This is a genomic window from Streptomyces sp. NPDC015127, assembly GCF_043080095.1.
Classification (GTDB): domain Bacteria; phylum Actinomycetota; class Actinomycetes; order Streptomycetales; family Streptomycetaceae; genus Streptomyces.
This window is the reverse complement of the sequence record NZ_JBIBVE010000016.1, coordinates 108329-134986: the sequence shown is the minus strand read 5'-3', so window position 1 is coordinate 134986 and position 26658 is coordinate 108329. Positions and strand designations below refer to the sequence as shown.

The window sequence follows — 26658 nt, the reverse complement described above, 5'->3', positions numbered from 1 at the left end:
CCGGGAGTGACGTCTCATGGGAATGCCGGACCAGTCCAAGGAAAAGGCGCAGGAGAGCGCCGATCGGGCGCAGCAGAAGGCGCAGGGCGGCGGCCGGGCCGAGCAGCCGTCGAAGCGCACGGGCCAGGACCGCGACAAGGAACCGCAGCGGGGGACGGGGCCGGACGACGCACGGGACGCACAGGAGGCGATGCAGGAGGCCCTGGACCGGTTCAACCAGGACTACGACGCCTGAACGACGAAGCCGCGCACCACGAAACCGCGCACCACGAAGGCGCACCCACGGCGGGTGCGCCTTCGTCGTGCGCGGCCCCGGTCACCGCTCCCGCGGGGGCAGTTCGGGGCGGCGCAGGTCGGGGACCGAGGAGTGGTCCGGGGGGATCGCCGCGGGCGAGGACTTCAGCATGTCGAGCGCCAGCTGGACCGCGTCCTCCATGTCGGTGTGGCGGCCCTCGGCCCAGTCCAGCGGGGTGCGCAGCGAGTTCAGGTCCGGTTCGACGCCGTGGTTCTCGATCGACCAGCCGTACGCGTCGAACCAGGCGGCGTTCATCGGCACCGTGATCACCGTGCCGTCGCCCAGCCGGTGCCGGCCCGTCATGCCGACCACGCCGCCCCAGGTGCGACTGCCCACCACCGGCCCCAGGTTCAGCAGCTTGAAGGCGGCGGTGATCATGTCGCCGTCCGACGACGTCGCCTCGTCGGTGAGCGCGACGACCGGGCCGCGCGGCGCGTTCGAGGCGTACGAGACGGGCTCGGCGTTGCGGGTCAGGTCCCAGCCGAGGATCTTGCGGGTGAGCTTCTCGACCACCAGCTCGCTGATGTGTCCGCCCGCGTTGCCGCGCACGTCCACGATCAGCGCCGGGCGCGACACCTCCATGCGCAGGTCCCGGTTGAACTGGGCCCAGCCGGAGCCGCCCATGTCGGGGATGTGGAGATAGCCGCACTTGCCGTCGCTCAGCTCCCGTACGACCTCCCGCCGTTTGGCCACCCAGTCCTGGTAGCGCAGCGGGCGTTCGTCGATCAGCGGGACGATCGCCACGCGGCGCGGGTGCGCCTCGCCGCCATCCGCTGCTTCCGCGGACAGGAAGGTGAGTTCGACCGTGGTGCCGCCCGCGGCCGACAGCATCGGGTAGGGGCCCGTGACCGGATCAACCGGCCGCCCGTCGACATGGGTGAGGACCGCGCCCTCGCGGATGCCCGTACCGGCCAGCGGCGAACGGGCCTTGGAGTCGGACGAGTCACCGGGCAGGATGCGCTTGACCACCCACCTGCCGTCGCGGCACACGAGGTTGGCGCCGAGCAACCCCATCGCGCGCTGGTAGTGCGGCGGCCCCTCGTTGCGCCGCGCCGGGGTGACGTAGGCGTGGGAGGTGCCCAGTTCGCCGAGCACCTCGCGGAGCAGGTCGGCGAACTCGTCGGGCGACGCGACCCGTTCGACCAGCGGCCGGTACTGCTCCAGCACCGCGTCCCAGTCGATGCCGCACATGTCCGGGTCCCAGAAGTAGTCCCGGATCAGCCGGCCCGCCTCACCGTACGCCTGGCGCCACTCGGCCGGCGGGTCCGCCTCGTGCAGGATGCGGCGCATGTCGAGGTAGACCGTCGAGTCGCCGTCGCCGGGCTCCGTCGCGGGCACCGCCCGCAGCTCGCCCTCGTCGACGACCACCAGCCGGCTGCCGTCGCCGCTCACCGCGAACCAGTCGAGGTGGCCGACCAGTTCCGTCCTGCGCGCCTTGGACAGGTCGAAGTGCTCCAGTGTCGGGCGCCCCGAGATGTCGGCCGGATTGGCGAACGTCTCGCCCAGCGCGCCCGAGATGGGCCAGCGCAGCCACACCAGTCCGCCGCCGCTCACGGGACGCAGCGCCGAGTACTTGGAGGCCGTGACGGGGAACGGCACCACCCGGTTCTCCAGGCCCTCGATCTCGACCATCGCCGAGTGGTCGCCGGAGTCCTCCAGCGGGTCGAGACCGCCCGCGGCCGGCCGGCCCTCCGGTGTGAGCGCGAAGGGCGAGGGCGTCGTCGACGACAGCGGCACCAGGTAGGGGCGGCAGCCCAGCGGGAACGACAGGTCGCCGGTGTGCACGTCGTACACCGGGTCGAAACCGCGCCAGGACAGGAAGGCGAGATAACGGCCGTCCCGGGTGAAGACCGGGTTCTCGTCCTCGAAGCGGCCGTTGGTGACGTCGACGATGGTGCGGTCCGCGATGCGGGCCATCCTGATCTGCCGCAGCGAGCGGCCGATGCCCGGCTGCGACCAGGTCAGCCAGCCGCCGTCCGGCGAGAACGCCAGGTCCCGCACCGGGCCGTTGTCGGAGCGGACCAGTTCGGTGACCTCGCCGGTGCCCTCCTCCGACGCGTCGACCAGCAGCAGCCGTCCGTCGTGCGAGGCGACCGCGATCCGCTCCCCGTCGGGGTCGGGCACCAGCTCCAGCACGCGGCCCAGTCGGCCCTGCGCCAGCCGCCGGGGCGCGCGGTCGCCGCTCGCCCGCGGAAGGTAGGCGATCTCCAGGGCGTCGTCGCCTTCCGCGTCGGTGACGTACGCGACCCGGCCGTTGTCGAGCATCTCCGGCATCCGCACCCGTACGCCCGGTGTGTCGGAGATCGTGCGTGCTGGGCCGTCGCGATGGGTGAGCCAGTAGAGGCTGCCCCGGACGCCCACCGCGCTCGCCCGGCCGGTCTCGTCGACGGACAGGCCGTCCACGTTGCCCGCGGCCGGGACCTGGTACACGCGCCGCCCGGCGCGCTGGCCGCCCAGGCGTACCTCCAGCTTGCGCGGCACGGAATCCGGTGCGAGCCCGTCGACGATCCACAGTTCGCCGGCGCACTGGTAGACGATCCTGCGGCCGTCGCTGGAGGCGTGCCGGGCGTAGAACGCGTCGTGGTCGGTGTGGCGCCGCAGTCCGGTCCCGTCGGGCAGGCACGAGTACAGGTTGCCGACGCCCTCGTGGTCGGAGAGGAACGCGATCCGGCCGCCCTCCTCGGGCGACCAGCGGTCGGCTCCGGGCCCGCGGATGAACATCGGGCAGTCCAGCTGGCCGTCCAGATCGGGCAGCAGCCGCTTGCCGTGCAGCCACAGCCGGCCCGTCGCCCCGCCCCGGTACCGCTTCCAGGCGGCGGGCTCGTAGGGGGGCCTGCCCGTGAGCAGCATCGTGCGCCGCTCGCAGCCCGCACCGCCGGCGTGGGTGGGGCCCTCGGCCAGGTCCGTGACGGCGATGTCGGACACGGGGCCCCAGGGCAGACGCCCGCCGGGCTCGCCGTCGGTCGGCACGCTGTAGGCCCAGGAGAAGTACGAGAAGGGCTGGCCGTGCGAGGAGACGGCGAGGATCTGGCCGTCCGGCGTCCAGCCGCAGACCCGGGTGTCGGTGGAGCCCCAGTAGGTGAGCCGGCGCGCGGGCCCGCCGTCGACCGGCGCGAGGTGGATCTCCGGATCGAGACTGCGCCAGTTCGTGTAGGCGATGTGGCTGCCGTCGGGGGAGAACCGGGGGTGGCCGACTCTGGTCCGGTCCACGGTCAGGCGCCAGGCGCGGCCCGGCCGCTGCCCCTCCGGGACCAGGGGCGCGACCCACAGGTCGTCCTCGGCCGCGAAGCACAGCAAGTCGTCGTGCAGATGCGGGAAGCGGAGATACGCCACGTGGTCGCTCACCCCCCAATGCTTTCCGCGCCCGGCAGGCGCGGCAACTCGGACCGTGCGAATCCCGGGCGGGCAGCGGCGTGACCCAGGACACAAGCGAAACGGTTTCGTTTCGCTGCCGTACGGGAGTACCTTCGAGGTGTACGAAACAGTTTCGTTCGGCAGCGATCGAGGAGGCCGACATGACGCGCAGCCGGCTCACCCCCGAGCGCGAGGCAGAGCTGTACGAAGCAGTGCTCGACCTGTTGCGCGAGGTCGGCTACGACGCCCTGACCATGGACGCCGTGGCCGGGCGCACGCGGTCCAGCAAGGCCACGCTCTATCGCCAGTGGCGGAGCAAGCCCGAGCTGGTCGCCAAGGCGCTGAGGCACAGCAAGCCGGTGCATGTCGGCGACATCGACACCGGCACGCTGCGCGGCGACTTCCACGCGATGCTCGCCCGCACCGACGACTGCCGTATGGAGAAGGACTCCGCGCTGATGCGGGGTCTGGCCCAGGCGGTCCACGCCAACCCCGATCTGCACGAGGCCCTGCGCGAGCTGCTCATCGAGCCGGAGATCACCGGACTCGACGTGCTGCTGCGACGGGCCGTGGACCGGGGGGAGATCAGGGCGGACAACCCCGCCCTGGGATACGTCCCGCACATGTTCCTCGGCGCTGTCGTCGCCCGGCAGCTCATCGAGGACCGTGCGCCCGACCGGGCCTTCCTCATCGACTACCTCGACGCCGTGGTCTTCCCCGCCCTCGGCGCCTGACCCCCCGGACACCCGCAGTCCCCGCGGGTCCCTCGGAGTCCCACCTCCGCGGACCGTCCCCTCTCCCCGGATCACCCCAGCACGATCCGCTCACCCAAGCACCACCTGACGCGCGCCGCTCTCGTCGTCGGGCCGGCTCCCCTGCCCTGTTCACCTCACACACGGGAGTAGCCCTCGTGGCCACGTTCCTCTACTCACTCGGACGGACCGCCTTCCGGCGCCGCCGTCTCGTCGCCCTGCTGTGGGTGGCACTGCTCGTGCTCGCCGGTGCCGGCGCGGCCTCCGCGCCCGCCGCCACGTCCTCGTCCTTCTCCATACCGGGCACGGAGGCGCAGCGGGCCTTCGACCTGCTGGAGGAGCGCTTCCCCGGCGGCAGCGCCGACGGCGCCACCGCCCGGGTCGTCTTCAAGGCGCCCGACGGCGGGAAGATGACCGACGCCGGTCCCAGGGAAGAGGTCGCACAGGCCGTCTCCGAGCTGAGGTCCGGCTCCGACCAGATCGCCTCCGTCACCGACCCGTACACCGCGCGGGCCGTGTCGAAGGACGGCTCGACCGCGTACGTCTCCGTCACCTACAAGGTCAACTCCATGGAGCTGACCGACGCCACGCGCGAGGCGCTGGAGGAGACCGGCACCGCGGCGCGTGACGCCGGGCTGACGGTGGAGATCGGCGGCGACGCGCTCCAGACCATGCCGGAGCAGGGCGCCGGCGAGATCATCGGCGTGATCATCGCCGGCATCGTGCTGGTCATCACCTTCGGCTCGCTGGTCGCCGCCGGACTGCCGCTGCTCACCGCGATCATCGGCGTCGGCATCGGCATCTCCACCATCACCGCCCTGGCGAGCGTCCTCGACCTCGGCAGCACCACCTCGACGCTGGCGATGATGATCGGCCTCGCGGTCGGCATCGACTACGCGCTCTTCATCGTCTCCCGCTACCGCGCCGAGCTGGCCGAGGGCCGCGAACACGAGGAGGCGGCCGGACGCGCGGTCGGCACCGCGGGCTCCGCCGTCGTCTTCGCCGGCCTGACCGTGGTCATCGCCCTCGTCGGCCTCGCCGTCGTCAACATCCCGATGCTCAGCAAGATGGGCTTCGCGGCCGCGGGCACCGTGCTCATCGCCGTCCTCATCGCCCTCACGCTGATCCCGGCGCTCCTCGGCTTCGCGGGCAAGCGGGTCCTCGGCCGCAAGGTCCGCAAGGGGAAGCCGGTCTCCGACAAGCCCAACGCGGGCACCCGCTGGGCGCGTTTCGTGATCCGCCGCCCGGTCGCCGTGCTCCTCGCCGGCGTCGTCGGTCTCGGCGCCGTCGCCGTGCCGGCCGCCTCGCTGGAGGTCGGCCTGCCCGACGACGGCTCGCAGCCGGTCAGCACCACCCAGCGCAAGGCGTACGACCTGCTGTCCGAGGGCTTCGGTCCCGGTTTCAACGGTCCGCTGATGGTCGTCGTCGACGGTGACAAGAGCGCCGCCGACCGCACGGTCGAGGTCGTCAGGGGGCTGGAGGGCGCCGCCGCCGTTACCCCGCCGACCCTCAACAAGGCCGGTGACACCGCGGTGATCACCGTCGTCCCGAAGGACAGGCCGTCCTCGGCCGCCACCGAGACCCTGGTGCAGGACATCCGCGACAAGAGCGGTGACGAGGTCCTGGTCACCGGCGCCACCGCGATGAACATCGACTTCTCGCAGAAGATGAACGACGCGCTGCTGCCCTATCTCGCGCTCGTCGTCGGCCTCGCGTTCCTGCTGCTGATGGTCGTCTTCCGGTCGGTGCTGGTGCCGCTCAAGGCCGCTCTCGGCTTCCTGCTCTCGGTCGTCGCGGCACTGGGCGCGGTCGTGGCGGTCTTCCAGTGGGGCTGGCTCGGTTCGCTGTTCGGTGTCGAGCAGACCGGCCCGATCATGTCGATGATGCCCATCTTCATGATCGGCGTGGTCTTCGGTCTCGCCATGGACTACGAGGTCTTCCTGGTCACACGCATGCGGGAGGCGTACGTCCACGGCGAGCGGCCCGGCGAGGCCATCGTCACGGGCTTCCGGCACGGGGCCCGGGTGGTGAGCGCCGCGGCCGTCATCATGATCGCGGTCTTCTCCGGCTTCATCGGCTCCAGCGAGCAGATGGTCAAGATGATCGGCTTCGGTCTGGCGATCGCGGTGTTCTTCGACGCCTTCGTGGTCCGGATGGCGATCGTGCCGGCGGTGCTGGCGCTGCTCGGACACAAGGCCTGGTGGCTGCCGCGCGCGCTGGACCGGGTGCTGCCCAACGTGGACGTGGAGGGCGAGAAGCTGCACAAGGAGCTCGCCGGGAAGCCGGGTGACCCGGACGAGGACCGCGAACTGGTCCGCGTCTGACCCCAAGGCCCTGCCCGGGGGCATCGTGCGGCGTGGTCGCCGCGACGCACGGGCCGGTGCGAGGTGATGGGCATCGCACCGGAGGAGCGGATCCCCGGACAGGCGGCGGCACCGTGGGGACGGGGGCCGTCGTGAGAGAGGTGGCCGTATCCGCCGGACCGGACGGATACGGCCACCTCTGCGTCTGCGCGGGATGCGGCCGCCTCGTGTGGCGTGCGCCAGGACGGTCAGGCAGGCGTCGGGGGCACCTCGGGCGACACGGCCGGGGCAGGCTCCGGGGGCGTCGCCACAGGCGATGCGGCCGGGGAGGACGCCGGGGGCGCCGAAGGTGCCGCGGCCGCGGCGGGAGCCTCCGTGGGCGCCCGGGCCGGCTGAGCTGCCGGGGCGGCCGCGTACGTGTGGCGCAGGAAGCGGCTCAGCGCCTTCGCGTCGAACTGCACCACCGCGACCCCGTCGCGTGTGTGGAACTCGACCACCGCCTGCACCCGGCCGCACGGCCAGATCTCGATGTCTCCCCGCCTGACCGGCGCGTTCAGCCCGCTCTCCAGCACCTCGCGCGGGAAGGTCCACTCCTTGCCGCTCGGGAACGAGAAGCACACCGTCTGCGGATCCTCGACGGGGTCGTAACTGAGCGAGACGCGTACGGCGCGGTACTGAGGAGCGTCCGTGACGATCCGGCCTCGTGCGTGTTCCATGACGGCGGGGGACATGGCTTGCTCCTCACACTCGTCTGCTTTGTTATCTAATGTCCCATATTTCGCTGGGACACTCGCTCCGCTTGCCGACCGCACTGTTCATCTGTGACCTGTGCGCTCTTGCAAGTGGTTTGCAAGAGGGCCCTATCATTTGGACGGTTATTCATCTGTCCGAAGCGGAGCTCTCCATGCATGTCCCCGACGGATTCATCAACGCGCCCGTCTCGGTGGCCGCCGGAGTCGTCGCCGCCGGCGCGGTCGCCGTCAGCCTCCGCGGCGCCCGCCGCGAGCTGGGCGGATCCACCGTCGCGCTCGCCGGCGCCGAGCGCACGGCACCGCTCGCCGGCCTCGTCGCCGCGTTCGTCTTCGCCGTGCAGATGCTGAACTTCCCGGTCGCTGCCGGCACCAGCGGGCACCTGCTGGGCGGCGCCCTCGCGGCCATCCTCGTCGGCCCGTTCACCGGCGTCCTGTGCATAGCCGTCGTGCTCCTGATGCAGGGCATCCTCTTCGCCGACGGCGGCCTCACCGCCCTGGGCATCAATATCACCGTGATGGGCGTCGTCACGGTCCTCGTCGCGTACGGGCTCTTCCGCGGTCTCGTCATGGTCCTGCCGCGCACCCGGCGCTCGGTGACCGTCGCCTCCTTCGTCGCCGCGCTGGCCTCGGTCCCGGCGGCCGCCGCCGCGTTCACGCTGCTCTACGCGGTCGGCGGGCTGACCGACGTGCCGATCGGCTCGGTCCTCACCGCGATGGTCGGCGTCCACGTCCTGATCGGCATCGGCGAGGCCGTGATCACCATGCTCACGGTGGGAGCCGTCCTCGCCGTGCGCCCCGACCTCGTGTACGGCGCGCGCGGCCTGACCGCCCCGCTGAAGCTCCGCGTCGGCGGCGAGCTCGTCGACGCCCCGGCCGCGGCCGCCCCCGCGCCCGCTGCCTCCCCGCGCAAGGTCTGGCTGACCGGTCTCGCGACCGCGTTCGTCCTCGCCGGGTTCGTCTCCTTCTACGCCTCCGCCAGCCCCGACGGTCTGGAGAAGGTCGCCGCCGACAAGGGCATCGACAAGACCGTCGAGGAGCACGCCGCGGCCGGCTCGCCGCTCGCCGACTACGGGGTCGAGGACATCACGGACGCCCGCCTCTCCGGCGGCCTCGCCGGTGTCATCGGCGTCGGCGCGACGGTCGCGGTCGGCACCGGCGTCTTCTACGTGGTCCGCCGCCGGCGTACGGACAGCGACCAGGACACACCCGTGCGGAACTCGGTCTGACATGGGTGCGGGGCACTCCCACAAGCTCTACCGGCACGGGCACTCGCCGGTCCACGCGCTGCCGGCGCACTGCAAGCTGCTCGCCGTCCTGTGCTTCGTGCTCGTCGTGGTCTCCACCCCGCGCGAGGCCGTGTGGGCCTTCGGGGTGTACGCGGTGCTGCTGGCGGCGGTCGCCGCGGTGGCGCGTGTCCCGGCCGGCTTCGCGCTCAAGCGGCTGCTGATCGAGATCCCGTTCGTGGCGTTCGCCCTGCTGATGCCGTTCGTCGTCCCGGGCGAGCGGACCGAGGTGCTCGGGGTCGCGCTGAGCGTCCCCGGCCTGTGGGGTGCGTGGAACATCCTCGCCAAGGGCACCCTCGGCGTCGCCGCCTCGGTGCTCCTCGCCTCGACGACCGAACTGCGCTCGGTCCTGCTCGGCCTCCAGCGGCTGCGGCTGCCGTCGCTGCTGGTCCAGATCGCCTCGTTCATGGTCCGCTACGGGGACGTGATCGCCGACGAGATGCGGCGCATGTCGATCGCCCGCCGCTCGCGCGGCTTCGAGGCGAGCGGGGTGCGCCATTGGGGCGTGCTGGCCAAGTCCGCGGGCGCCCTGTTCATCCGCTCCTACGAGCGCGGTGAGCGGGTGCACCTCGCCATGGTCAGCCGGGGATATACCGGGACCATGCCGGTCCTCGACGACGTGCGCGCCACGCCTGCCCAGTGGTCGTACGCCGCCGCACTGCCCGTGACCGCGTTCGCGGTCTGTCTGCTGGGATGGATGCTGTGACGACCCCTTCGCTGGAGGTGCGCGGGCTCGCGTACGCGTACCCCGACGGACACCAGGCCCTCTTCGGCGTCGACCTGACGGTCGGGCGCGGCGAGCGGGTCGCCCTCCTCGGCCCCAACGGCGCCGGCAAGACCACTCTCGTCCTGCACCTGAACGGCATCCTTGCCGGCGGCGTCGGCACGGTCGCCGTCGCCGGACTGCCGGTGGCCAAGGCGAACCTCGCGGAGATCCGCCGCCGGGTGGGCATCGTCTTCCAGGACCCGGACGACCAGTTGTTCATGCCGACCGTCCGCGAGGACGTCGCCTTCGGGCCGGCCGCCTCCGGCCTGCGCGGCGCCGCGCTGGAGCAGCGGGTCTCTGCCGCGCTGGAGCAGGTCGGCATGGCGGAGTTCGCGAACCGGCCGCCGCACCACCTGTCGTTCGGGCAGCGCCGGCGGGTCGCCGTCGCGACCGTGCTCGCGATGGAGCCGGAGATCCTGGTCCTTGACGAGCCCTCGTCCAACCTCGACCCCGCGTCCCGTCGCGAACTGGCCGACATCCTGCGGTCGTTGGACGTCACGGTGCTGATGGTCACGCACGACCTGCCGTACGCGCTGGAGCTGTGCCCCCGCTCGGTGGTCCTCAGCGACGGCGTCATCGCCGCCGACGGCGCCACGCAGGACCTGCTGAGCGACGAGGACCTGATGCGGACCCACCGGCTGGAGCTGCCCTTCGGCTTCGACCCGAAGTCCGTGACAATGGGCGCGTGAACCGCATCGACGAGACCCGCACCGACGAGACCCGGACCGGGACGGCCGCCGCATCGCTGCTGCTCGACGACCAGCTGTGCTTCGCGCTGTACGCGGCCCAGCGCGCGGTGACGGCCGCCTACCGGCCGCTGCTGGCGGAGCTGGGACTGACCTATCCGCAGTACCTGGCGATGCTCGTCCTCTGGGAGCGCGGCGAGGTCCCGGTCAAGGAGCTGGGCGCCGCGCTGCGGCTGGACTACGGCACCGTCTCGCCGCTGCTGAAGCGGCTGGAGTCGGCGGGTCTCGTGCGGCGCGAGCGCTCGGCGGCCGACGAGCGGTCGGTGCTGCTCGTCCTCACCGACGAGGGCCGGGAGCTGCGCGAGCGCGCCGAGCGGGTGCCGGAGCAGCTGATGCTCAGCACCGGTCTGAAGGCCCCCGAGATCGCGCGGCTGCGTGCCGAACTGCACCGGCTGGCCGAGGCCGCGGACCCCGCCTGACCTGTTCTACCCCGGAGTAACAACCCGCCCCGGATTCCGATACATTGTGCGCGATGTAAATGCAGCGGCGCACTGACCACGGGGACGCACCATGAGCGAGCAGGCCCATCCCGCCGACATCTCGGCCATCTCGGCCATCTCCGACACCTATGACACCCGCCCCACGAAGATCATGTACGTGGCGGAGGCCACCGCCCACGGCGGCAGGGACGGCTATGTGACGAGCCATGACGGCCGGATCGACCTGCGCGTCGCCATGCCGCCCGCGCTCGGCGGCGACGGCAACGGCACCAACCCGGAGCAGCTCTTCGCCGCCGGCTACAGCTCCTGCTTCCACAACGCCCTGGTGCTCGTCGGCCGCCGCGCCGGCCTCGACCTCACCGGCTCCACGGTCGCCGCCAAGGTGGGCATCGGCCCCAACCGGGCCAGGGGATACGGACTCGCGGTCGCCCTCAGCGTCTCCCTCCCCCTCGTCGACCAGGACCTCGCCGCACGGCTCGTGGCCGCCGCCCACCAGGTCTGCCCGTACTCCAACGCCACCCGCGACAACATCGACGTCTCCATCGTCCTCAGCTGACGCCTGGGGGCACTCCCCCTGGCTTCGCCGGGGGACCCCCACCCAGGCCGAAGGCTCCGGGGGAGTGCGCCCCCGGGATCGGGGCGGTCTGGACCACGTTGCACCATGGGGGGATGGACGGCAGCGAAGGAGCAGACGTGGTGGACGTCCGGGGCACGGTGGCGGACGGCTTCGAAGCGGTCGCGGACGCCTTCGTACGCAACTTCGAGCAGCGCGGGGAGCGCGGGGCGGCCGTCGCCGTTTACCGCGACGGCCGCAAGGTCGTCGACCTGTGGGCGGGCACCCGCGACGTGGACGGCCGCGAACCGTGGGCCGTCGACACGGCCCAGGTCGTCCGCTCGGCGACCAAGGGCGTCGCCGCGGCCGTCGTCCTCCTGCTGCACCAGCGCGGCCAGATCGACCTGGACGCGCCGGTCGGCACGTACTGGCCGGAGTTCAAGGCGGCGGGCAAGGAGCGTGTCCTCGTCCGGCACCTGCTCGCCCACCGCGCCGGACTGCCCGTGCTGGACCGGCCGCTCACCCCGGCCGAGGCCCAGGACGGCGCCAGCGGCCCCGCCGCACTCGCCGCGCAGGCCCCCGCCTGGGAGCCCGGCACCGAGCACGGCTACCACGCGCAGACCTACAGCTGGCTCCTGGGCGAACTGGTGCGCCGGGTCACCGGCCGCACCATGGGCCGCTGGGTCGCCGAGGAGATCGCCCGCCCGCTCGGCCTCGACTTCTGGATAGGTCTGCCCGCCGACGAGACCCACCGCGTCGGCCGCCTCGGCCCCGTCGCCGAGCCGGAGACCGCCCAGGGCGGCGGCCTGAAACTGCGGCCCAAGCGCTCCGTCTCCGAGGCGTACCGGGACCCCGGCTCCCTGACCCGCCGCGCCTTCGGCGCCATCGACCCGGCACCCGACGAGAACGACCCCGCTTTCCGCGCGGCCGAACTCCCCGCCTCCAACGGCATCTCCACCGCCCGCGCCCTGGCCCGCTTCTACGCCGCCACCATCGGCGAAGTCGACGGCGGGCCCCGGCTGTTCGCCCCGGCCACCCTCACCCTCGCGCGCACCGAGGAGTCCGCCGGACCCGACCGGGTGCTCGTCGTCCCCACCCGCTTCGGCCTCGGCTACATGCTGCACGGCCCGGCCTCGCCGCTGCTGGGCCCCGGCTCCTTCGGCCACCCCGGCCGCGGCGGCTCCCTCGGCTTCGCCGACCCCGAGTCGGGCATCTCGCTCGGCTACGCGACCAATGGCATGCGCAAGGGCGTGACGGCCGATCCTCGTGCGCAGGCCCTGATCAGGGCGGTACGTTCGGCGTTGTGAACCAAGTGGACGCGCAGCGTTTCGAGGGACACGGCGTACTGATCACCGGAGCGGCCCGCGGCATCGGCGCGGCCACCGCGCGGCGCCTCGCCTCGGAGGGCGCGCGGGTGCTTGTCACCGACATCGACGCGGACGCCGCCGAGGAGACCGCCGCGTCCATCGACGGCGCGGAGCCCTTCCGCTGAGATGTGGGCGACCAGGGCTCGGTCGAGGCAGCGGTCGCGTACGCCGTCGAACGGTTCGGCACCCTCGATGTGCTCGTCAACAACGCGTCGCTGTCCGCCACACGGGACACGGAGCGGTTCGAGGACCTGCCCGACGACGCCTGGGCGCGGGACCTCGACATCTGCCTGACCGGCGCGTTCCCCCGGTGCAAGCACCGGCTCCACTGGAGCGGCTGACGCCGCGCCCCTCGTCTGTGCCGCGCTGCCGCACCTCTCCGCGGCGGCCGCGGGGCGATCGTCAACATCGGCTCCGTCAACGGCGAGCAGTCCTTCGGCGCCACGCCTACAGCGCCGCGAAGGCCGGGCTCGCCTCCCTCACCCGGACCCTTGCCGCCGACGCGGCCCCGCGCGGAGTCCGCGTCAACCAGATCGACCCCGGCACCGTCCGCACCCGGGCCTGGCAGAACCGCCCGGCCGAATTGGAGGCCCTGCGCCCGCTCTACCCGCTCGGCCGCGTCGGCGAGCCCGAGGACATCGCCGCCGCCGTGGCCTTCCTCGCCTCGCGCGACGCGGCCTGGATCACCGGCACCACGCTCCGGGTCGACGGCGGCCTGCTCGCGGTCAACTCCGCATTCATGTCCGCGGCCGCAGCGGCGACCGACCGCCCGACCCCGCCGTCAGCACGAACGTGACCGTGATGAGCAGCGCCCACGCCCCGAACTTGGCCACCGACACCGGCTGCCAGCCCGCCAGCTGGTCCGGATAGCTCCAGGCCCCCGCGTACGTCGCGATGTTCTCGGCGACCCACAGGAAGAAACCGATCAGCACGAACGCCAGGGCCAGTGGCATCCGGTGGTCGCACTCGCCCACCCGGAACCGCACCCAGGTCCCGGCCGTCGCGCACAGCAGCAGTGCCGCGAGCACCCAGCGCGCGTCGGGCAGCCAGTGGTGGCTGAAGAAGTTCAGGTAGACGGCGGCCGCGAGCACGGCCATGACCCGGGGGCGGTAACCGGTCAGCCGCAGGTCGAACAGGTGCCAGGCCCGGCAGAGGTAACTGCCCACGGCCGAGTACATGAACCCGCCGTACAGCGGTACGCCGCCGATCTTCGTGACCGCGTCCTCCGGGTAACTCCAGGAACCCATCCGCACCTTGACCAGCTCGAAGAGCAGTCCGATGAGATGGCAGCAGGCGATCACGGCGGTGTCGCGGGCGCTGTCCCAGCCGGCCTTCCTGGCGATCACGGCCAGGGCGATGCCGTAGAGCAGCAGCAGGTCGTAACGGGCGATGGGCAGTTCGGGCAGCTGCTCCGAGACGGCGATGCCACCGACGAGAGCGACGGCGAAGGCGCAGCAGCGCGCCTCCAGCAGGCCGAAAAGGAGCAGCTGGCGTATCCCTTGTGTGATCGTCCCCATGGCGTCATGGACGCCCACGGCGCGCCGGCGGTTCGCGGGCGGCCGGTCCGCGTCGCGCGTCAGCCCGCCTTGAGCATCAGGCCGATGCCCAGAACCATCAGGCACGCGGCCGCGATCCGCGGCGCCCCGAACCGCTCCTTGAACAGCAGCGCGCCGATCGCCGCGCCCACGATGATCGACGACTCCCGAAGTGCAGCGATGGGCGCGAGCGGGGCACGGGTCTGGGCCCACAGCACCAGTCCGTACGCGGCGATGGACATCGCCGCGCCGAGCAGCCCGCGGCCCGCGTACGGTCGCAGCTGGGCCATCAGCGCGCCCCGGCGGGCGTACACCGCGTAGGCCGGGATCAGGAGACCTTCGAGGACCATCAGCCAGGCGATGTAGCCGATCGGCGTCCCGGACGCGCGCACCCCCACGCCGTCCACCACCGTGTACGCCGCGATCGACAGCCCCGTCGCCAGCGCGGCCACGATCGCCGGCCAGTGCGGGCGTGTACCGGAGCCCTTGATGCCCCAGAGGGCGACGCCGACGAGCCCCGCCGACGCGACGCCGACACCGGCCGCCTGCCAGACGTTGAGATGCTCGCCGACGAACACCACGGCCGCCACCGTCACCACCAGCGGGGCCGTGCCGCGCGCGATCGGATACATCTGGCCGAAGTCGCCGAGGGCGAACGACCGCATCAGCAGCGCCTGGTAGCCGACGTGCAGCAGCGCCGACGCGACCAGGTACGGCCAGGCGGCCGCCGCGGGCAGCGGGACGAAGCACGCCATGACCGCGCCCATCACCGCAGCCCCGCCCGCTATGAGCGTGAAGGCGACCAGTTGGTCCTTGATCCCGTGCGCCAGGGCGTTCCAGCCGGCGTGCGTCACCGCGGCGGCCAGCACCGCGGCCGCCACGAGGACCGTCACGCCGTACGCTCGCGGACGTCCACGACCGTGCCGCCCGCGTGGGCGATCAGCGTCTTGGGGTCGAGCGGGAAGACGGCGTGGGGGGTCCCGGCCGCCGCCCACACCACCGCGTGGTCGAGCAGCCCCCGGTCGGCGAGCACCCGCGTGCGGGTGCGGTGACCGAAGGGCGGGACGCCCCCGATCGCGTACCCCGTCGTCTCGCGCACCAGGTCGGCGTCCGCCCGCCGCACCGACGCGGCGCCCAGTTCCTCACGGACCCGTTCGACGTCCACCCGGGACGAGCCGTCCATCAGCACCAGCACCGGCAGGCCGTCCGCCTCGAAGATCAGCGACTTGACGATCTCGCTGACGTTGCAGCCGATGGCCTCGGCGGCCTGCACGGCGGTGCGGGTGGCGTCCGGGAACCGGCGTACCGGGACGTCGAGGCCGAGCTCGCGCAGGGCCTCGGCGAATCGGGGGTGGGCGTCTGTGGTGTCCTGAGAGCTCATGGCCCGCACGCTAGCGGTAGCTGTACGGGCCATGCGACTGGGTTTCCGCTCATGTTCAGCGGGCGTTCAGGACCTGCGCGACCACCGGTCCCGCCGCGTCGCCGCCGTGTCCGCCGGAGTCGACGACGGCCGCGGCGGCGAGGTCGCCGGCGTAGCCGGTGAACCAGGCGTTGGAGTCGCCCTGGCCGTCGACCTCGGCCGAACCGGTCTTCGCGCCCTTGTCCCCGGAGACCGAGGCCATGGCGCGGGCTCCGGTGCCCTCGCCCGTGGCGCCCGCGCCCATCAGCTGCCGCAGGGTCTGCGCCATGCCCGCCGGAAGCGGCTGTGCGGTGGCCAGGTCGCGGTCGTCGAGGGCCTGCGGGACGATCACCGGCTGCCGGAAGCCCCCGCCTTTCACGGTCGCGGCGACGGACGCGACGTTGAGGGCGTTCATCTGGATCCTGCCCTGGCCGATGTACGAGGCCGCCGTCTCGGCGCCGGCCGACGCGGGGACCGCGCCGTCGAAGGTGGGCACGCCGGTCTGCCACTCCGCGCCGATGCCGAAGTACTTCAGGGCCGTCTCCCCGAGGGCCGAACCGGCGCTCTGGCCCAGCGGTTTGACCGGCTTGATGAAGGTGGTGTTGCAGGAGCGGGCGAAGGCGCGCCGGAGGGTCGTGGTCCCGAGCGAGAAGTCCTTGAGGTTGTGGAACTCGCGCTCCCAGGTGACCGTCGCCGGACACTCGACCGACGAACTCGGGCCTGTCACCAGCCCCTTGTCCAGCATCATTGCCGCGGTCACGATCTTCATCGTCGAGCCGGGCGCCTGTGCGCCGCCGAGTGCCGTGTTGAAGCCGTCCGCCGGGTTGTTGGCGACAGCCCGGATGCGGCCGGTGCTCGGCTCGACCGCGACGACGGACGCCTTGCCGTACGCCTTCACCGCCTTCTCGGCGGCCGCCTGCACTCCCGCGTCCAGGTACGTCTGGAGCGTGCCCTCCTTGCCCTCGGTGAGGGTGAGCAGGGTGCTGTCGGGCACGTTCGGGTCCTCCGAGGTGATCGCCAGCTCGACACCCGGCGTGCCGCCCGCCTTCGCACCGTACTTCTTGCGCAGCTCGTCGAGGACGGTGCCGAGCGAGGGGTACTTCTCCTTCGTCAGCTCCACGCCGTCCTTGTCGACCGCCTTGATGGGCGGGGCGGACGCCGCGTCCGTCACGAGCGAGGTGCCCTTGGTGAGCTTGGGGTGCACGACGGAGGGCTGCCAGTCCACGAGCGGCCTGCCGGTGGTGAGCCCCCGCACCACGGTCAGCTCGGAGGAGTACGACCAGGGCTTGGACACCCCGCCGGCTTCGACGGTCGCCTCGACCGTGAACGGCACCTTCGTGCCGACCGCCGCGCCGGGACTGATCACGGCCTTGGTGACATGGGCGTCCTGGATGTAGCCGGTGAGCAACGGCTGTGCCTCGGCCGCGTTGTTGGTCAGCTGGGCGGCGGCCGCGCCGTCGCCCGCGGCCCACGCGGCGAGGAAGTCCTTCGCGGTCTTCTCGACCTCGTCCGCACCGGGCGGCCCGGTCTCCTTGGGCGCGGACCGGGTGGTGACGTCGTCCGTCCCACTCCCGGTGAGCCCGTTGTACAGGTTCCAACCGCCGTAGCCGACCCCTGTCGCCACGACGGCGAACACGCCGCCGACGACGGCAACCTTCGCTCCACTGCGCATGAACGCAGCCCCCTCCCCAGAGTGCGCATCCTGAACATGTTCAAGATCGCGAGTCAGGTGCACTCTACGGGACGCGGGTGACAGGGGGAGGTGGTTGTTATGGGACTGGGACGCCGGGGGCGGGGGCCGTCGGCACGGCCCACACGACCTCGCCGGGCCCGGCATGCGTGGGTCGTCCGCCCCGCTACACCCACATGTTCAGCCACATCCGCCCGCGCCAGTCCTCCATCGGGATCGGCGTGCCCGTGTAGATCGGCCAGAAGTAGATGAAGTTCCACACGATCAGCAGCACGAGCACGCCAGCCCCGATCGCGCCCATCGCGCGGCGGCGTTCGTCGGAGCCCGGTGGGCCCAGCATCGCGCCGATCATCATCGCCACCGCCAGGCACAGGAACGGCACGAACACGACCGCGTAGAAGAGGAAGATCGTCCGTTCCTGGTACAGCAGCCAGGGGGCCCAGCCCGCCAGGAACGCGCACAGGATCGCGCCCGCGCGCCAGTCGCGGCGGAACAGCCAGCGCCACACCACGAAGCAGAGCGCGAAGCACGCCGCCCACCACAGCAGCGGTGTGCCCAGTGCCAGGACCTCGCTCGCGCACTTGTCGGCCGTGCCCTTCGGGCAGCCGCCCGTGCCGGCCGCCGGGTCCTCGTAGTAGTACGAGACCGGCCGGCCCAGCACCAGCCAGCTCCACGGGTTCGACTGGTAGGTGTGCCCGGAGGTCAGGCCGATGTGGAAGTCGTAGACCTGCGTCTCGTAGTGCCAGAAGCTGCGCCACCAGTCCGGGAACAGCCAGCCCCAGCTGCTCTGCCTGCCGTCCCCGGTGCTCGCCCAGTTCCGGTAGTAGCCCTTGTCGGTGACCAGCCAGCCCGTCCACGACGCCAGGTACGTGACGAGCGCGACCGGCACCGTCGAGACGAACGCGGGGACCAGGTCCTTCCGCAGCACCGCCGCGTACGGGCGCACCGCGCCCGCCGTACGCCGTGCGCCCACGTCCCACAACACGCTCATCACACAGAACGCGGCCATGATGTACAGCCCGTTCCACTTGGTGCCCGCCGCCAGGCCCAGCATCACGCCCGCCGTCAGCCGCCACGGCCGCCACCCCAGAGACAGGGTCTCGGCCACGTGGGCGTCCGGGCGCAGCACGCCGTCGGCGTCCTCCGGGAGCGCGGCGGCGAGTCTGCGCCGTGAGCGGTCGCGGTCGGCGAGCAGCGCGCCGAACGCAGCGAGCACGAAGAACATCAGCACCAGGTCGAGCAGCGCCGTGCGGCTCATCACGAAGTGCAGCCCGTCCACGGCGAGGAGCAGGCCCGCCAGGCAGCCCAGGAACGTCGAACGGAAGAGCCTGCGCCCGATCCGGCACAGCATCAGCACCGACAGCGTGCCGAGGACGGCGACCATGAAGCGCCAGCCGAAGGGCGTGAAGTCGAACATCTTCTCGCCGAGCCCGATGACCCACTTGCCGACCGGCGGATGCACCACATAGCCGGGGTCGTCGGGGATCGGGACGGACGAGCCGTCCTTGAGGATCGTCTTGTCGATGTCCTTGGGCCAGCTCGCCTCGTAGCCCTGGTTGATCAGCGCCCAGGCGTCCTTGGCGTAGTACGTCTCGTCGAATATCACCGCGTGCGGCTTGCCCAGGTTCCAGAACCGCAGCACCCCGGCGAGCAGCGCCACCAGGAGCGGCCCGCCCCAGGCGGCGATCCTCAGCAGCGGCTCCGCGTCGCCCGGCCGGATGCCGAGCACCGCCCACAGCCGGCCCGAGGGGCGGGTGTACGGCGGCACCAGGCGTTCGCGCAGGCCGATCACGGGCCGGGGCGTGTAGCCGAATCGGCGCAGCCGCTGCTGCCAGCCGGGCGGCGGCTGGTCGGCGTCCTTGCCCTCGATGGTCTGTGGCGCGGTACTGGTCACCGCGCCATCGTAGGGAACACGGCTGTGCGAGTGGTGTCTCCCGTACTGGGAGGATGGCTTTGTGACTGGAACGCTCGTACTCGCAGGGACTCCCATCGGCGACGTCGCGGACGCGCCGCCGCGGCTCGCCGCCGAGCTGGCGGGCGCCGACATCGTCGCCGCCGAGGACACGCGGCGCCTGCGCCGCCTCACCCAGGCCCTGGGCGTGCACACGCAGGGGCGGGTCGTGTCGTACTTCGAGGGCAACGAGGCGGCGCGCACCCCCGAGCTCGTCGAGGCCCTCGTCGGCGGTGCGCGCGTGCTGCTGGTGACCGACGCGGGCATGCCGTCCGTCTCCGACCCCGGATACCGGCTGGTCGCCGCCGCGGTGGAGCAGGACATCAAGGTCACCGCCGTTCCGGGACCGTCGGCGGTGCTGACCGCGCTCGCCCTGTCGGGGCTGCCCGTCGACCGCTTCTGCTTCGAGGGCTTCCTGCCCCGCAAGGCGGGCGAGCGTCTCGGCCGACTGCGCGAGGTCGCGGACGAGCGGCGCACACTCGTCTACTTCGAGGCGCCGCACCGCCTCGACGACACGCTCGCCGCGATGGCCGAGGTCTTCGGCGCCGACCGGCGCGCGGCGGTGTGCCGCGAGCTGACGAAGACGTACGAGGAGGTCAAGCGGGGCGGCCTCGGCGAGCTGGCGGCCTGGGCGGCCGAGGGCGTACGCGGCGAGATCACCGTCGTGGTCGAGGGTGCGCCCGAGACCGGGCCCGCCGAGTTCGACGCCGAGGAACTGGTGCGCAGGGTGCGCGTGCGCGAGGAGGCGGGGGAGCGGCGCAAGGAGGCGATCGCGGCGGTGGCGGCCGAGGCGGGCCTGCCCAAGCGCGAGGTGTTCGATGCGGTCGTCGCCGCAAAGAATGCGGCTCGATCGGCCCCGTGAGAAGGTAAAGGGCTATCGTAAAAGGCAAAGCGCAGACCGTGTCCTGGCTCTTTGTGCATGGGGATGCCAAAGCTCGTACCAATAGTCGACAGGCATGATGCGCTCCCGCCGGAAGTGGCGTCCACTGGACCAGTGGAGAGGAGCTGGCATGAGTGAGATCACAGGCGCCGCCAAGGTTCACGAGGCGTACGCCTTTGCCTGCATGCGCTGTGGATACGGCTGGGAGCAGGCCTACGAGATCGAGCACCACGTCGACGGCACCGGACAGGAATTCGTCGTCTACAAGGCGGACGGGAAGCGTGTCCCGTCGCCGCTGTCGAGTCCGACCTGTGTCAACTGCGGCGGGCACGTCGTACGGATCATGCGGTCCGGGCAGGTCTCGTCGGTCGACGGGCTGATGGAGCACGAGTCGCAGGGCGGGGCCCCCGTCGTCAGGACGCCCGTCTCGATCACCGGACCGTTCCCCGGGTGGAACGTCCCCCGTACGCACGCCGCCGCCGCGGAGGAGCCCTCCGGGGCCGCCGGGTCGACGAGGACCGACGCACCGGACGCGGACACACCGGCCGAGGCACCGCACCGCTGGCACCTCTCCGATCTCCTGCACCCCTTCCATCACCGCAAGTGAGCCGACACCGCACGTGAGCCCGAGGACGGGCGCCTCGTAGGATCGCGCCCATGAGTTCGAAGTCCGCACCGCCGCCACTGCCCGAACCGCTCGGGGTGGCGGTCGCCGATTCGCACACCCACCTGGACATGCAGGACGGCACCGTCGAGGAGGCCCTGGCCAGGGCCGCGGCGGTGGGCGTGACCACCGTCGTCCAGGTGGGCTGCGACATCAAGGGGTCCCGCTGGGCCGCCGAGACCGCCGCCGCGCACCGGGAGGTCCACGCCGCGGTCGCGCTGCATCCCAACGAGGCGCCGCGGATCGTGCTCGGTGATCCGGACGGCTGGTCGCGGCAGGGGGCGCGGGAGGCCGGCGGGGACGACGCGCTCGACGACGCGCTCGCCGAGATCGACCGGCTCGCGGCCCTCGACGAGGTGAAGGCCGTCGGCGAGACGGGCCTCGACTATTTCCGTACGGGCCCCGAGGGAATGGCCGCCCAGGAACGTTCCTTCCGCGCTCATATCGAGATCGCGAAACGGCACGACAAGGCGCTCGTCATTCACGATCGCGAGGCCCATGCGGATGTGCTGCGCATTCTCGCGGAGGAGGGTGCACCCGAACGGACCGTATTCCACTGCTATTCGGGCGACGTGGAAATGGCGGAGATCTGCGCCGCAGCCGGCTACTTCATGTCCTTCGCCGGCAACGTGACCTTCAAAAATGCCCAGCCGCTGCGCGACGCGCTCGCCGTGGCGCCCGCCGAACTCGTCCTGGTGGAGACCGACGCACCGTTCCTCACGCCGGTGCCGTACCGCGGACGGCCCAACGCGCCCTACCTCATTCCGGTCACCCTGCGCGCAATGGCGGCGGTCAAGGGAGTGGACGAGGACACGCTGGCCTCGGCGATCGCGGCGAATACCGCGCGCGCATTCGGCTACTGACCGGATCGGGCACACCTCGGTCTCTCGCGACGCTGTGTGTTCGTGCCGCTTTGGAGAGTGACGAACGCTCCGATACTGTCCGGTGCCACTTGTCGGGCCGGACACCCTCTGGAGCGTCGTGAGCAATGCGCAGGGCAGTCACCGTGCCGCACGCGGCGGCCGCCGTCAGGCGCCCTCCGCGCCCGTGTCCGCGGCCTCGCCGACCGGCGTCCGGACGGCCCCCGGTGAAGCCGGGCCTCCAGTAGGGACGACCGGGCAGGCCGGGTGGCCATCCGCCGGTTACGGCGCACCGCAGCCCACGGTCGTGGACGCGCGCCTGGCCACGGCGTACGCGCCGACGATGCCGTACGTGGACCTGCGCGGAACCGGTCTTCCCGCACCCTCGGCGCCGGTGGACGGCGAGACGGGCGCGGGCGGGCCGCAGCTGCCGCGCCAGATGCCGGCCGCGTACCAGGACGCCCCCGGCGGCACGGGCTCGCCCGGCACAGGCTCACCCGGTACGGGCGGACGGGCGCGGGGGCGGCGCCGGCGCGCGGCCGAGCGCCCCGACACCCTGCGCCGGCTCGTCCCGCAGGCCCTCGTCGTCGCGTTCCTCGCCGGCGGGACGTCCGCCTTCGTCGCCGCCGACAAGTCCGTACGCCTCACCGTCGACGGCGCGCCCCGCACCCTGCACACCTTCGCCGACGACGTACAGGAATTCCTGCTCGACGAGGGCTTCGCCGTCGGTCCGCACGACAGCGTCGCCCCCGGCCCGAGGGCGGAGCTCGTCCACGGCGACGAGGTCGTCGTCCGCTACGGCCGCCCCCTCGCGCTCACCCTGGACGGCCACCGCCGCACCGTGTGGACCACCGCCCGCACGGTCGAGGAGGCGCTGCGGGAGCTCGGCGTCCGCGCGGAGGGCGCCTTCGTCTCCGTCCCGCGCTCGTCGGTGGTCCCGCGCTCCGGGCTCGCCCTCGACGTGCGCACCGAGCGGTCCGTCACCTTCATGGCCGACGGGCGCGAGCGCACCATCCGCACCAACGCGGCGACCGTGCGCGAGGCGCTCGCCGAGGCCGGCATCGCGCTGCGCGGCCAGGACACCACCTCCGTACCGCCCGAGAGCTTCCCCCGCGACGGCCAGACCGTCACCGTCATGCGCATCACCGGCACTCGCAAGGTCCGCGAGGAACCCGTCCCGTACACGATCGAGCGGACCCGCGACCCGCAGCTGTTCGCCGGCACCGAGGTCGTCGTACGGCAGGGTGCGCCGGGCGTGCGCCGGGTCACTTACGCGCTGCGCACCGTCAACGGCGTACGCCAGAAGCCGCGCAAGCTCTCCGAGGAGATCGTGCGCGAGCCGGTCACCGAGCAGGTCCGGGTCGGCATGCGGCAACTGCCGTCGTCCGTGGGCGGCGCCGACAACCTCGACTGGGACGCCCTCGCCCACTGCGAGTCGGGCGGCCGGCCCGGCGCGGTCGACCCGTCCGGGAACTACGGCGGGCTGTACCAGTTCGACACCGGCACCTGGCGCGCGCTCGGCGGCAGCGGACGCCCGCAGGACGCGCCCCCGGCGGAGCAGACGTACCGGGCGAAGAAGCTCTACGTGCAGCGGGGGGCGACTCCGTGGCCGCACTGCGGCCGTAGGCTGTATCGGTGAGCACCACTGATCCCGACGCACTCCTCGGCCCCGCCGACATCCGCGAACTGGCCGCCGCGCTGGGCGTACGCCCCACCAAGCAGCGCGGCCAGAACTTCGTCATCGACGCCAACACGGTCCGCCGGATTGTGCGCACGGCCGAGGTCGAGCCCGACGACGTGGTCGTCGAGGTGGGCCCGGGACTCGGGTCGCTGACCCTGGCGCTGCTGGAGGCCGCGGACCGGGTCGTCGCCGTCGAGATCGACGACGTGCTCGCCGGGGCCCTGCCGACGACCATCGCCGCCCGCCTGCCCGAGAAGGCGTCGCGTTTCTCGCTCGTCCACTCCGACGCCCTGCACGTCCAGGAGCTGCCCGGGCCGCCGCCCACCGCGCTCGTCGCGAACCTGCCCTACAACGTCGCTGTCCCGGTCCTGCTGCACATGCTGGAACGCTTCCCGACGATCGAGCGCACCCTGGTCATGGTCCAGGCGGAGGTCGCCGACCGGCTCGCCGCCCAGCCGGGGAACAAGGTGTACGGCGTCCCGTCCGTCAAGGCCAACTGGTACGCCGAGGTCAAGCGCGCCGGCGCCATCGGGCGCAACGTCTTCTGGCCCGCCCCGAACGTGGACTCCGGCCTCGTGTCGCTCGTGCGCCGCAAGGAGCCGCTCGCCACGACGGCCTCCCGGCAGGAGGTCTTCGCGGTCGTCGACGCGGCCTTCGCGCAGCGCCGCAAGACCCTGCGGGCGGCGCTCGCGGGCTGGGCCGGATCACCTGCCGCCGCGGAGGCGGCGCTGGTGGCGGCCGGTGTATCGCCGCAGGCGCGCGGCGAGGCGCTGACGGTGGAGGAGTTCGCGCGGATCGCGGAGGCGAAGCAGTGAGTGTGACCGTACGGGTGCCGGCGAAGGTCAACGTCCAGCTGGCGGTCGGCGGGGTGCGCCCCGACGGCTTCCACGACCTCGCCAACGTGTTCCTCGCGGTGGGGCTGTACGACGAGGTGACGGTGCGCCCGGCCCCGTCGCTGACGATCACGTGCACCGGGCCCGGCTCGGACCAGGTCCCCCTGGACCGTACGAACCTCGCGGCCCGCGCGGCCGAACTCCTCGCGGCCCGCCACGGGATCTCGCCCGACGTGCACATCCACATCGCCAAGGACATCCCCGTCGCCGGCGGCATGGCGGGCGGCAGCGCGGACGGCGCCGGCGCGCTGCTGGCATGCGACGAGCTGTGGGGACTGGGCTCGTCGCGTGACGAACTGCTCGCCATCTGCGCCGAGTTGGGCTCCGACGTGCCGTTCGCTCTGGTGGGCGGGGCCGCGCTCGGAATCGGCCGCGGCGAGCGGCTCACGGAGCTGGAGGTCAGCGGGACGTTCCACTGGGTGTTCGCGATGGCGGACGGCGGGCTGTCGACGCCGGTCGTGTTCGGGGAGTTCGACCGCCTGAACGCGGGTGTCGCCGTGCCCGATCCCGTCGCCTCGCCCGCACTGCTGGACGCGCTGCGCACGGGCGACGCGGCGGCGCTCGCGGACGCGCTCGTGAACGACCTCCAGCCCGCGGCGCTCTCGCTGCGGCCGTCGCTGGCCGAGACGCTCGCGACGGGCATGTCCGCCGGGGCGCTCGCCTGCCTCGTCTCGGGCTCGGGCCCGACGACGGCGTTCCTGACGAAGGACGAGGACGCGGCGGAGGCGGTGGCGTCGGCGCTGACGGCGTCGGGCACGTGCCGGGCGGCGCGCGTGGCGTCGGGACCGGCGGCGGGGGCGACGGTGGTCGCGGCCTGAGGAGTCGGCCGCTGCGCGAGCTTGTCCCCTCCCCGCCCCTTCCCGAAACCGGGGCTTCGCCCCAGACCCCGTACCGCGCTGCGCGCGGTGTCCTCAATCGCCGGACGGGCTGATTTCGCTCCGCGAAATCCAGCCTCGCTGGGGGCACCCCCACGGCCGCCAGGCCGTAGGGGGAGTTTGAGGCGCGGGGGTCCGGGGGCGGAGCCCACGGTTTCGGGAAGGGGCGGGGAGGGGACAAGCCCGCGCAGCGCCCCCCGCAACGTACTCACGCACGCATGAGTACCAGCGCCCTCCCGTACGCCGCGCCCCCCGCGCGAGCGTAGGCGCATGGCCACAGACCTCCGCGTGCTCGCGGAACGCACACCCGTCACCCGCGACCGCTACGTCGACCTCCTCCGTGTCGCCTCGCTCGGGGTCGTCGTCGGCGGGCACTGGCTCATGGCCGTCGTCACCGACGACGGGGTCGGGAACCTGCTCGCCGTCGTGCCGGAGTTGCAGATCCTCACCTGGGCCCTCCAGGTGATGCCCGTGTTCTTCTTCGTCGGCGGGTTCTCGCACGCCCTCTCGTACCGGTCGCTGCGGCGCCGGCACCCGGACCGGTCCGTGTATTCCGTCTTCCTGCGCGGGCGCCTTCAGCGGCTGCTGCGGCCGACCATGGCCTTCGTCCTCGTCTGGGGCGCCGCCGCGCTCGCCGTGCAGCTGCTGGGCGGGGGCGGCGGGGCGACCGGGGTCGCGCTGCGGCTGGTCGCGCAGCCGCTGTGGTTCATCGGCATCTATCTCGCCATGGTCGCGTTCACCCCGCCGCTGCTGAGGCTGCACGAGCGCTGGGGCTGGGGCGCGTTCGGGGCGCTCGCCGCGGGCGCGGTCGCCGTCGACGTACTGCGGTTCGCCGTGGGCGTCCCCTTCGTCGAGTTCCTGAACTTCGCCTTCGTCTGGCTCGCCGTCCACCAGCTCGGCTTCCTGCGGGCCGACGGCCGGATCCGCAGGCCCGCCGTGCTCGCCGCCGCCGGGCTGACCGGAGCCGCCGCGCTCGTCGCCCTCGGGCCGTATCCGCTGTCCATGGTCGGGATGCCCGGCGAGAAGATCTCCAACATGGCCCCGCCCACCCTCGCCCTGCTCTGCCACGGGCTGTGGCTCGTGGGTGCCGTCGAGCTGCTGAAGGGGCCGGGCGCCCGCCTGGTGAACCGTCCCCGCGTCTGGCGGGGCGTCGTCGCCGCGAACGGGATCGCCATGACCGCGTTCCTGTGGCACCTGACCGCCCTGCTCGGCGTGTACGGGGCCGTGATCGCCACGGGCCGGGAGCTGCCGGAGCCCGGGGGCGCGGCCTGGTGGGCCGGGGTCCCGTTCCGGATCGCCGCGGCCGTCGTGGTCACCGCCTGCCTCGTCGCCGTCTTCCGCCGCTTCGAGCGGCCCGCGCACAGCGCCGGAGCGCCCGTGCCGGGCACCGGGCCCGTCGCCGCCACGGGGATCGCCCTGTGCCTGTTCGGGGTGCTCGGCCTGTCCATGGTCGGCTTCGGCGGGCTGCTGGAGGGCAGGACCGCGACGCTCGTCGCCGTGCCGGTCAGCGCGCCCGCGGCCGTCGCCATGGCGCTCGGCGGCTGGCTGCTGGTGGAACGGGCCGGGCGGGGAAGGCGGCTGTGACAAGTAGGCTGGGTGGTCGATCGTTCCCCCTGGCA

Annotated in this window: 23 protein-coding genes and 1 pseudogene; 17 read left to right on the top strand and 7 right to left on the bottom strand. The window is 72.6% G+C overall.

All coding sequences use genetic code 11. The features are described 5' to 3' along the window. The first annotated feature begins 16 nt into the window (after nucleotides 1-16). Complete coding sequence (locus ACF08N_RS29075; protein ID WP_392327677.1) at nucleotides 17-235, top strand: hypothetical protein; 219 nt, start codon at nucleotides 17-19, stop codon at nucleotides 233-235. An 81-nt stretch (nucleotides 236-316) separates the two neighbouring features. On the opposite strand, the gene ACF08N_RS29070 is transcribed toward ACF08N_RS29075, so the two are convergent. Then, complete coding sequence (locus tag ACF08N_RS29070) at nucleotides 317-3640, bottom strand: S41 family peptidase (protein ID WP_392327676.1); 3324 nt, start codon at nucleotides 3638-3640, stop codon at nucleotides 317-319. A gap of 170 nt (nucleotides 3641-3810) precedes the next feature. Between ACF08N_RS29070 and ACF08N_RS29065 the strand changes: the two genes are divergently transcribed. Then, a complete protein-coding gene (locus ACF08N_RS29065; RefSeq protein ID WP_392327675.1) occupies nucleotides 3811-4383 on the top strand; it encodes a TetR/AcrR family transcriptional regulator in 573 nt (190 codons plus the stop codon). A 176-nt stretch (nucleotides 4384-4559) separates the two neighbouring features. Continuing rightward, nucleotides 4560-6725, top strand: a complete 2166-nt coding sequence (locus ACF08N_RS29060) for an MMPL family transporter (protein ID WP_392327674.1) — start codon at nucleotides 4560-4562, stop codon at nucleotides 6723-6725. A gap of 227 nt (nucleotides 6726-6952) precedes the next feature. On the opposite strand, the gene ACF08N_RS29055 is transcribed toward ACF08N_RS29060, so the two are convergent. Next, nucleotides 6953-7435, bottom strand: a complete 483-nt coding sequence (locus ACF08N_RS29055) for an SsgA family sporulation/cell division regulator (protein ID WP_392327673.1) — start codon at nucleotides 7433-7435, stop codon at nucleotides 6953-6955. Between the two features lie 173 nt (nucleotides 7436-7608). On the opposite strand from ACF08N_RS29055, the gene ACF08N_RS29050 reads away from it, so the two are divergent. The 7 genes and pseudogenes from ACF08N_RS29050 (at nucleotide 7609) to ACF08N_RS29020 (ending at nucleotide 13407) form a co-directional block, all read left to right on the top strand. Beyond that, on the top strand, nucleotides 7609-8682 hold the full coding sequence (locus ACF08N_RS29050; protein ID WP_392327672.1) for an energy-coupling factor ABC transporter permease: 1074 nt from the start codon (nucleotides 7609-7611) through the stop codon (nucleotides 8680-8682). Between the two features lies 1 nt (nucleotide 8683). Continuing rightward, nucleotides 8684-9445, top strand: a complete 762-nt coding sequence (gene cbiQ, locus ACF08N_RS29045) for a cobalt ECF transporter T component CbiQ (RefSeq protein WP_392327671.1) — start codon at nucleotides 8684-8686, stop codon at nucleotides 9443-9445. Beyond that, nucleotides 9433-10194 (top strand): energy-coupling factor ABC transporter ATP-binding protein, encoded by a 762-nt coding sequence (locus ACF08N_RS29040; RefSeq protein WP_392327670.1) that lies wholly within the window; start codon nucleotides 9433-9435, stop codon nucleotides 10192-10194. The genes cbiQ and ACF08N_RS29040 overlap by 13 nt, the downstream gene beginning before the upstream one ends. Before the next feature lie 5 nt (nucleotides 10195-10199). Further along, nucleotides 10200-10670, top strand: coding sequence for a MarR family winged helix-turn-helix transcriptional regulator (locus ACF08N_RS29035; RefSeq protein ID WP_392327750.1), 471 nt, complete (start codon nucleotides 10200-10202; stop codon nucleotides 10668-10670). 91 nt (nucleotides 10671-10761) lie between these two features. Further along, nucleotides 10762-11247 carry an organic hydroperoxide resistance protein gene (locus ACF08N_RS29030; RefSeq protein ID WP_392327669.1) on the top strand — a complete coding sequence of 162 codons (486 nt, stop codon included), beginning with the start codon at nucleotides 10762-10764 and terminating at the stop codon, nucleotides 11245-11247. A 140-nt stretch (nucleotides 11248-11387) separates the two neighbouring features. Further along, nucleotides 11388-12551 carry a serine hydrolase domain-containing protein gene (locus ACF08N_RS29025; protein ID WP_392327749.1) on the top strand — a complete coding sequence of 388 codons (1164 nt, stop codon included), beginning with the start codon at nucleotides 11388-11390 and terminating at the stop codon, nucleotides 12549-12551. A gap of 5 nt (nucleotides 12552-12556) precedes the next feature. Further along, nucleotides 12557-13407: pseudogene (locus ACF08N_RS29020) on the top strand (SDR family NAD(P)-dependent oxidoreductase). Here the strand turns inward: ACF08N_RS29020 and ACF08N_RS29015 are convergent. The 5 genes from ACF08N_RS29015 to ACF08N_RS28995 all read right to left on the bottom strand — a co-directional run bounded on the left by ACF08N_RS29015 (nucleotide 13349) and on the right by ACF08N_RS28995 (nucleotide 19129). After that, nucleotides 13349-14128, bottom strand: a complete 780-nt coding sequence (locus tag ACF08N_RS29015; RefSeq protein WP_392327668.1) for a DUF817 domain-containing protein — start codon at nucleotides 14126-14128, stop codon at nucleotides 13349-13351. The pseudogene ACF08N_RS29020 and the gene ACF08N_RS29015 overlap by 59 nt on opposite strands. Nucleotides 14129-14187: 59 nt before the next feature. Further along, on the bottom strand, nucleotides 14188-15039 hold the full coding sequence (locus ACF08N_RS29010) for an EamA family transporter (RefSeq protein WP_392327667.1): 852 nt from the start codon (nucleotides 15037-15039) through the stop codon (nucleotides 14188-14190). Beyond that, nucleotides 15036-15527: a YbaK/EbsC family protein gene (locus tag ACF08N_RS29005; RefSeq protein WP_392327666.1), complete on the bottom strand. Its 492-nt coding sequence runs from the start codon at nucleotides 15525-15527 to the stop codon at nucleotides 15036-15038. The genes ACF08N_RS29010 and ACF08N_RS29005 overlap by 4 nt, the downstream gene beginning before the upstream one ends. Nucleotides 15528-15582: 55 nt before the next feature. After that, nucleotides 15583-17217 carry a penicillin-binding transpeptidase domain-containing protein gene (locus ACF08N_RS29000; protein ID WP_392327665.1) on the bottom strand — a complete coding sequence of 545 codons (1635 nt, stop codon included), beginning with the start codon at nucleotides 17215-17217 and terminating at the stop codon, nucleotides 15583-15585. Between the two features lie 184 nt (nucleotides 17218-17401). Further along, on the bottom strand, nucleotides 17402-19129 hold the full coding sequence (locus ACF08N_RS28995) for a dolichyl-phosphate-mannose--protein mannosyltransferase (RefSeq protein WP_392327664.1): 1728 nt from the start codon (nucleotides 19127-19129) through the stop codon (nucleotides 17402-17404). Between the two features lie 61 nt (nucleotides 19130-19190). On the opposite strand from ACF08N_RS28995, the gene rsmI reads away from it, so the two are divergent. The 7 genes from rsmI to ACF08N_RS28960 all read left to right on the top strand — a co-directional run bounded on the left by rsmI (nucleotide 19191) and on the right by ACF08N_RS28960 (nucleotide 26623). Then, entirely contained in the window at nucleotides 19191-20048 is an 858-nt protein-coding gene (rsmI, locus tag ACF08N_RS28990; RefSeq protein WP_392327663.1) for a 16S rRNA (cytidine(1402)-2'-O)-methyltransferase, read from the top strand. A gap of 148 nt (nucleotides 20049-20196) precedes the next feature. Then, complete coding sequence (locus ACF08N_RS28985; RefSeq protein WP_392327662.1) at nucleotides 20197-20673, top strand: hypothetical protein; 477 nt, start codon at nucleotides 20197-20199, stop codon at nucleotides 20671-20673. 50 nt (nucleotides 20674-20723) lie between these two features. Next, on the top strand, nucleotides 20724-21593 hold the full coding sequence (locus tag ACF08N_RS28980) for a TatD family hydrolase (RefSeq protein ID WP_392327661.1): 870 nt from the start codon (nucleotides 20724-20726) through the stop codon (nucleotides 21591-21593). Between the two features lie 118 nt (nucleotides 21594-21711). Then, nucleotides 21712-23229, top strand: coding sequence for a ubiquitin-like domain-containing protein (locus ACF08N_RS28975; protein WP_392327660.1), 1518 nt, complete (start codon nucleotides 21712-21714; stop codon nucleotides 23227-23229). Next, complete coding sequence (gene rsmA, locus ACF08N_RS28970) at nucleotides 23226-24086, top strand: 16S rRNA (adenine(1518)-N(6)/adenine(1519)-N(6))-dimethyltransferase RsmA (protein ID WP_392327659.1); 861 nt, start codon at nucleotides 23226-23228, stop codon at nucleotides 24084-24086. Before ACF08N_RS28975 ends, rsmA begins: the two co-directional genes overlap by 4 nt. Then, complete coding sequence (locus ACF08N_RS28965) at nucleotides 24083-24982, top strand: 4-(cytidine 5'-diphospho)-2-C-methyl-D-erythritol kinase (RefSeq protein ID WP_392327658.1); 900 nt, start codon at nucleotides 24083-24085, stop codon at nucleotides 24980-24982. Before rsmA ends, ACF08N_RS28965 begins: the two co-directional genes overlap by 4 nt. Nucleotides 24983-25309: 327 nt before the next feature. Further along, a complete protein-coding gene (locus ACF08N_RS28960) occupies nucleotides 25310-26623 on the top strand; it encodes an acyltransferase (protein WP_392327657.1) in 1314 nt (437 codons plus the stop codon). Nucleotides 26624-26658 lie beyond the last annotated feature (35 nt).